Raw genomic sequence first — 7,117 nt, 5'->3', positions numbered from 1 at the left:
ACTTTAATGTCAGGAAGCTTAAGCTCTGTTAGTGTTTTGGCTATTCTCTCTCCTCTTGGAAGACTGGTTGAAAGAGCCAGGAATATTTCCAATAACCCATTAAGTCAATCCCTCTACACTGGGCGCACCGATGAGTTTGGCCAAATAGAGTTTGCTTTACGAATGATGCAAGCTGAAACAGGCGCCATAGTAGGTCGCATAGGTGATGCATCAAATCGGCTTAGCGAACACACCCGAGGCCTACTAAAGGATATTGAGTCAAGCAATGTACTTACAGTTGAGCAGCAGGCAGAGACAGATCAAATAGCAACGGCAGTAAACCAAATGGCGGCAAGCATTCAAGAGGTTGCGAGCAATGCACAGCATGCTGCAGATGCGGCCGGAAGAGCAGACACTGAGACGGCATCTGGCCAGCGTCTGGTAGCCCACACAAGCCAGTCAATCACTGCCCCTGAAGGTGAAATTAGGCAAGCCGCTCAGGTTATTCATGAGCTTGAAGGTCAAAGTAACGAGATATCAAAAGTTCTTGACGTTATACGAGGGATCGCCGAGCAAACGAATTTGTTGGCACTCAACGCAGCAATTGAGGCCGCGCGTGCTGGTGAGCAGGGGCGTGGTTTTGCTGTTGTCGCCGATGAGGTTCGCAGTCTTGCTGCTCGCACACAGCAATCGACAACGGATATTCAAAGCATGATCAGCGCTCTACAAGAGCGAGCGCAATCCGCTGTTACAGTCATGGAGCAAAGTAGTCGGCAAGCGCACACGAGTGTAGCTCACGCAGAGGAAGCAGCTACAGCTCTTGATGGAATTGGCCAACGCGTTAACGAAATTACCGACATGAACGCGCAAATAGCGACTGCGGTCGAGCAGCAGGGAGCAGTAAGTGAAGACATAAACCGCAGTATTATCAATATACGCGATGCTGCTGATACCAATGTACAGACCGGGCAGAATAATTTGCAAAGTGCGAAATCTGTCGCTCAGTTAACTAGCGCTCTGAGCGAACTGGCAAAACAGTTTTGGGAAAAACGAGGATAACGCTTTTCAGTATCTCGACAGGGATAACTTACTTTACCATCGGTTATCCCTTTTAGCCGCACAAATTTTAGCCATGGCTTTTCAGGAAGTCAGGGCTATCAGAATGGCCTTAGAAAGCCTAGTCAAAGAGCTGTCACGAGAACACCGTTAGCTTAGCGTACGATTTTTTCCGAATTCTGCGGTTCCCCCTTTGAGCGCCCGCCCGTGTGGCTCCTGGGGTCTTCGGATTACTCAGCCCGACTCGCTGCGAAGCTGGGCCTGCCTTTTGCTTTCGCGGCGCATCTGGCCGACCAGAACGTCGACATGGCCGTCCAGCTCTATCGCAACCTCTTCAAACCCTCTGCCGCACTCGATCGTCCCTACGTCATCGCCAGTTTCGGCGTCATGGCAGCGGACGAGGAAGAAGAAGCCCAGCGTCAAGCCTGGGCCTATTCGCACGCGATGATGCGCATGTCCACTGGGCGTTCGTTCGTGGTGCCTACTCCCGAGGAAGCCGAGCAATACTCATACTCGGCAGCCGAGCGCCACATCATGCAGATGTGGGAAGCCAAGATCCTACGTGGGACGGGAAGCCAGGTGGTCGAAAAGCTCGGGACCTGGCACAAACGCATCAGCCCCGATGAGCTGATGATCCTGAACCTCGGCCACTCACAGAAGGCCATCTACCGCTCGACGGAATTGATTGCCGATGCCTTTGGCCTACCTGAGGATGTTACCCGATAGGCCAGCGCATGGAACCGGCGCCCGAACGCAGCGCGGCGTGCGACGAACATGTGCCGGCCTCGATGTGCGGCTTAGGCATGCGCGCGTGAGGTTATTTCCTTGCAGAAGATTTGCCGGTACGCCGACGGCGTCGTGCCCAACTGGGCTGCGAACTGCTGACGCAGCGACAGCGCTGTTCCAAAACCGACCTCGGAGGCAACGCAGTCGATCGGCATTTGAGTAGTCTCCAGAAGCTGCTGCGCCCGGGCGACCCGCTCGGCGTTGATCCACTTGATGAACGTGGTACCCGTGGTTTCACGAAAACGACGAGTAAAGGTGCGACGGCTCATCTTGGCGATATCGGCCAGGGTATCGAGCGACAACGGATCGGCCAGGTGCTCTCTCGCCCACTCCAGCACCCCGGGCAATCGGCTCTCGCTTGCCAGCTGTGGAACGGGCTGCTCGATGTACTGCGCCTGACCGCCCTGGCGATGCGGCGGAGTGACCAGCAGCCTGGCCATTCGGTTCGCGACATCGGCACCGTGTCGCTGCCTCAACAAGTGCAGGCAGCAATCGATGGCCGCGACCGTTCCGGCCGAGGTGACGATGTTGTCGTCTGCGATATACAGCACATCGGGGCGGAAATGACTCTTCGGAAACCGCTGGGCGAACAGATCGCGGGCGACCCAGTGCGTGGTCGCTTCCCGACCGTCCAGCAACCCAGCGTCGCCCAACACGAACGCGCCAAGGCACAGGCCGACTATCAGGGACCCACGTTCGTGACTGCGGCGCAGACCGTCAATCAGCTCGGCCGAGGCTGGCTGACCGGGATCGCTCCACGCCGGCACGATGACGATGTCCGCCCGAGCCAATGCCTCGAGGCCATCGGGAACCTCGATCACTACGCCTTGGTCGCTGCGAACCTTTCCAGGGGTCGTGGCGCAGTACCGAACCTCGTATCGGGGAAGATCCGGTGCGTCTTTGGCGGCGCCAAAGACCATGCCCGGTACGGAGAGATGAAACAGGCTCACACCTTCGAAGGCGAGGACGGCGACACGCAGAGAGGTCATAGGAGTGTTCTTCGGCAAGCTCAAGATGGCCTAAAAACTACAGTACATGCATTTTCAGGTCAATCGCTTGTCGTCAGGCCTTTCGCCAGCTCAGAACCGGTAAGTGGGTCAGGCGTCAGGACGACGCGGCTGCGGAGTTGGACATGAGTGATAGGCGCGACGGTGAGGAAGACCGGCAGGGCGGTTAACAGAACCCCCGACCCGCTTTGCAAGCGGGTCGGGGGTATTCGGCAGGCTCGATTAGGCGGACAGATAGTCCCGAGTCGAGGTCACCTTGGCGTAGCCAAACTCAAAGGCCGCCATCATCGTTGCGTGCACTTGAGCAGCCGGCACCTTGACCCCGTTGAATTCGAGATCGAGCGTGGCGCAGGCATCGTGCAACACAGTCACCGAGTAGCCCAGATCCGCGGCGGCGCGAACAACCGCATCGACGCACATATGACTCATGGCGCCCACCACGACAACCTCTTCTGTTGCATGGTCGTCGAGTGCGCGCTTGAGATCGGTCTCGCGGAAGGAGTTCACGTAGTTCTTGACGATAACTAGCTCATCGCCCGTGGGCGCCACGGCTGGCTGGATTTCAACGCCGGAGCTGCCTGGGACGAAGGCGGGCTTTTCGTTGTTGGCGAACTCGTGGCGAATGTGGATGACCGCATCGCCCTTGGCGCGGAAGTCGGCAATCACCTTTGCGGCGTTGTCCGCGGCCGCCTCGATGTTGGTCAGGGGCAACTTACCCGAAGGTAGGTATTCGTTTTGCAGGTCAACTACTACCAATGCACGCTTGCTCATCGCTGGGCTCCTTTGGGAAGGTCTGAATGAAACGCACGATCATAATGGGGCACAGACGGTAGGCGATGAAGTGGCAAGATCGACAACTTTAGGGGCGGGATGGACACGTCAAAAATAGCCGTCAGCGAGATCGGGATACTGCTTTACCCAGGCGCCCAGATGGCGACCGTGCTTGGCCTGGCCGATCTGTTCGCGCTTGCGCAACGCATCGCAGGCGAGCATGGCGAGCCGCAAAGCACTTTACTGCGTGTCAGCCAGTGGCAACGTCAGGATGGTTCGGATGACCCGGTGCGCGTACAGGATTCCCTACCCGGCGCGACAACGTCGCCTTCCATCCTGATCATCCCGCCCAGTCTGGAATCGCCGATTTCTACCGGCGCCGCCGCTCCCTATGCGAACTGGCTCAGACGGCAGTACGCTGAGGGCGCCACGCTGGTCTCCGTTTGCGCCGGCGCTTTCCTGCTCGGCGAAACGGGGCTATTGAGGGGGCGGACCATCACGACGCACTGGCATTATGTGGACAGTTGGATGGAGCGCTTTCCGGACGTTTGGCTCAATGTCGATCAGCTCATCATCGATGATGACGACATCATCACCGCTGGCGGCGTAATGGCCTGGACCGACATAGGCCTGCGTTTGGTGGACCGCTATCTGGGCGCTTCGGTGATGATCGGAACTGCCCAGATGCTTCTGCTGGACGCCCCCGGCCGTCAACAACGCTATTACAGCGCCTTTTCGCCTCGGCTCGCCCATGGCGATGAGGCGGTGCTCATCGTTCAGCGCTGGCTGCAGGATACCGATGCAAAGCACATGGCCCTGAAGGATATGGCCCAACGCGCCGGCTTGCAGGTGCGTACCTTTACGCGGCGCTTTCAGAAGGCAACCGGCATGACCACTACCGAATACTGCCAACGCCTGCGCATCGGACGCGCCCGGGGGATGCTGCATTCGAGCCAGTTGCCTATCGAGCGGGTGGCCTGGGATGTCGGCTATAGCGACCCCGGCGCGTTCAGAAAGGTGTTTACGCGCGTCGTCGGACTATCGCCCGGTGAATACCGTCGCCGTTTCAGCGCAGCATCGTCTAGCTAGCGAGCAGTGGAACCGGTTGCGTAATTTGCATCTGCCCTAAGCTTGATGAAAAACGGAACATTGGCCCGATATTTTCGAAGATTGGCATCCGGGCCGATGTTGCCGCCATCGTATCGCCCCCACAATGCGCTCCGTTCAACAATGACTTAGGAGTCGCAACATGCAATTCGCGAAAATCGCTAGTTCACTTGCCTTGGCGGTAAGCCTTTCCATTACAGGGGTGTTCGCAGCCGAGCTGCCGGCCAAGCAGGCTTCCCAGCAAGATGCGCAAATCCAGCTGCAACAGATCCGGAACGCGACCGTGAAACTTACCTTCGCGGGCACGACCTTCCTGGTCGACCCGATGCTTGCCAAGAAAGGCGCATACCCGGGCTTCGAGGGGACCTATCGCAGTGAGCTGCGCAACCCGCTCGTTGACCTACCGATGTCGGAAGCCGACGTAATGGCCGGGGTCGATGCGATCATCGTCACTCACACCCACCTCGACCATTGGGACGATGCTGCGCAGAAACTGCTGCCCAAGAACATCCCGCTGTACGTGCAGAACGAGTCGGATGCGGAAATCATTCGCAGCCAGGGCTTCGAGGACGTACGGATCCTGAAGGATCAGGCCGAGTTCCAGGGCGTGACGCTGACCAAGACCGGCGGCCAGCACGGCACCGACAAGATGTACCAGGTCCCTCAGTTGGCCGAGCGTCTGGGGGTCGCGATGGGTGTGGTATTCCAGGCGCCGGGCCAAAAGACGCTGTATCTGGTAGGCGACACGATCTGGCGTAACGAGGTGGATCAAGCGCTGACTAAGTACAGCCCCGAAGTGATCCTGGTCAACGCCGGTTATGCGCGCGTAACGGGCTATGACGGCGCCATCATCATGGGTAAGGACGATGTGGTTCGAGCCAGCAAAGCCGTGCCGGATGCGACTCTAGTTGCGACCCACATGGACGCAATCAACCATATGGGGCAAACCCGCAGCGAGCTCAAAGAGTACGTCGAGCAGCAAGGCATCGCGGAACGTGTCGAAATCCCGGAAGACGGCGCGGTCGTAAAGCTCTGATCAAGCTGAGGCCGCCTATCATGGCGGCCCTTTACTAGGTTGAAACGATCATAACCTGCCAGGCATTCACTGCCCGGCAGGTCTTTCATATTGGCCAGATTCTATCCCGCCAAGTCCCATTTCCCCGTATCGCCTGCGCTGCGCCCCCAGGAAAATAGAGGTTATCGCATCGCTATCTTCAGCCACCCGGGTGTGAGCCGGTGGCATGGTTCCGATTGGCCGAAGCCATACGGACCGATCCTGCGCTCAAGCAGACGGCGCGCCCCTTTCCGGTCCGGAGTCCAGACATGTTTCTGCTAATCAGCAACCCAACGATACGCCGGCTATTCATGGCACAGGCGTTGTATTGGTCGTGCGCGGTGATATGCGTACTTCTGGCTACGCTCATCGGCCTGAAACTCGCTCCCCTCAAAGAGCTCGCCTCCCTGCCGCTCGCCTTGTTCGTACTGGGCAATCTTCTGGCGCTGCAGCCCATCTCCCGCGTGATGGCGCGTTACGGCAGGCGGACCGGATTCTTGCTCGGCGCCGCTGCGGGCGTGCTGGGCGGGCTCGCCAGTGCTGCCTCGCTCTGGCTCGAAAGCTTCTTCCTTTTCTGTCTGTCAGCCATGCCCATCGGCGCCTACCAGGCTTCGGCGATGTACTACCGTTTCGCTGCGCTGGAGACGGTCGAGTTGGATCTCAGGGGCCGTGCAGCTGCCGCTGTCGTTGGCGCTGGGGTGGTGGCCGCAGTTATCGCACCGTCTCTGGGTAGCGCCACGCGCGACTTGCTGACCGTTCCCTTTGCCGGGGCCTATCTGCTGGTGGCCGCAATGGCCCTGACCGGCGCGCTGACCCTGTCAGGCTTACCTGTTCACAAGGCGCCGCAGGCCCATTCGAGCAAACCCTCACCCACTCGCTGGCGCGAGCTTGTGAAGCGCCCGGTTATCAAAGCCGCGATACTGACCACCGCGATCGGCCACGGGCTGATGACGCTGGTGATGAACGCGACGCCGCTGGCGATGCACGGCGAAGGCATGACCCTTGATGCAAGCGGCACCGTCATCCAGTGGCACATGCTTGGCATGTTCCTCCCGGCGTTCCTGGCCGGCCCCCTGGTGGACCGCTACGGCGCACGTGCGGTCGCATGTCTCGGGGCGGTGTTGCTGATGATCAGCGCACTGACTGTCGTTTTCAGAAGACGGCTGCACTGAACGTCAGAAGCCGACTGCACTATAGCAGCGGAGGGGTTGGATCCATCAGGCAACGACGGGCTGCTGCCGGCCAATAGCCGACAATGACGACACTGGAAATCCCCGCCTGTGAGCGTCGGCTCAGGGCGGGACAGCGTCATCCAGCTACCTGCGCCACTGACTCAGCCTTGTCCAGCCGGCCGCGC

General features: G+C 59.0%; 7 protein-coding genes. 5 read left to right on the top strand and 2 right to left on the bottom strand.

The window, feature by feature from the left end; genetic code table 11:
- Positions 1–6: 6 nt before the first annotated feature.
- Together ACTJJX_RS34535 and ACTJJX_RS34530 are read left to right on the top strand one after the other, a co-directional pair.
- Positions 7–1,038 (top strand): methyl-accepting chemotaxis protein, encoded by a 1,032-nt coding sequence (locus ACTJJX_RS34535; protein ID WP_074183340.1) that lies wholly within the window; start codon positions 7–9, stop codon positions 1,036–1,038.
- 162 nt (positions 1,039–1,200) lie between these two features.
- Positions 1,201–1,761, top strand: a complete 561-nt coding sequence (locus tag ACTJJX_RS34530) for an LLM class flavin-dependent oxidoreductase (protein WP_079388692.1) — start codon at positions 1,201–1,203, stop codon at positions 1,759–1,761.
- Between the two features lie 71 nt (positions 1,762–1,832).
- Here the strand turns inward: ACTJJX_RS34530 and ACTJJX_RS34525 are convergent, their stop codons facing one another.
- Together ACTJJX_RS34525 and ACTJJX_RS34520 are read right to left on the bottom strand one after the other, a co-directional pair.
- Positions 1,833–2,810: a GlxA family transcriptional regulator gene (locus tag ACTJJX_RS34525; protein ID WP_043157032.1), complete on the bottom strand. Its 978-nt coding sequence runs from the start codon at positions 2,808–2,810 to the stop codon at positions 1,833–1,835.
- 240 nt (positions 2,811–3,050) lie between these two features.
- The gene (locus ACTJJX_RS34520; protein ID WP_043157033.1) at positions 3,051–3,599 is read right to left on the bottom strand and encodes a cysteine hydrolase family protein; all 549 of its coding nucleotides are present in this window, start codon (positions 3,597–3,599) and stop codon (positions 3,051–3,053) included.
- 159 nt (positions 3,600–3,758) lie between these two features.
- Here ACTJJX_RS34520 and ACTJJX_RS34515 point away from each other — a divergent pair, with 159 nt between their 5' ends.
- The 3 genes from ACTJJX_RS34515 to ACTJJX_RS34505 all read left to right on the top strand — a co-directional run bounded on the left by ACTJJX_RS34515 (position 3,759) and on the right by ACTJJX_RS34505 (position 6,932).
- Positions 3,759–4,688 carry a GlxA family transcriptional regulator gene (locus tag ACTJJX_RS34515; RefSeq protein WP_229637866.1) on the top strand — a complete coding sequence of 310 codons (930 nt, stop codon included), beginning with the start codon at positions 3,759–3,761 and terminating at the stop codon, positions 4,686–4,688.
- A 160-nt stretch (positions 4,689–4,848) separates the two neighbouring features.
- Entirely contained in the window at positions 4,849–5,742 is an 894-nt protein-coding gene (locus tag ACTJJX_RS34510; protein WP_043157035.1) for an MBL fold metallo-hydrolase, read from the top strand.
- Positions 5,743–6,029: 287 nt separating this feature from the next.
- Entirely contained in the window at positions 6,030–6,932 is a 903-nt protein-coding gene (locus ACTJJX_RS34505) for an MFS transporter (protein ID WP_154355078.1), read from the top strand.
- The last annotated feature ends 185 nt before the right edge of the window (positions 6,933–7,117 follow it).

The organism is Pseudomonas sp. 22490 (assembly GCF_052044465.1).
GTDB lineage: Bacteria > Pseudomonadota > Gammaproteobacteria > Pseudomonadales > Pseudomonadaceae > Pseudomonas > Pseudomonas aeruginosa.
This window is presented reverse-complemented; position numbering and strand designations above follow the sequence as displayed.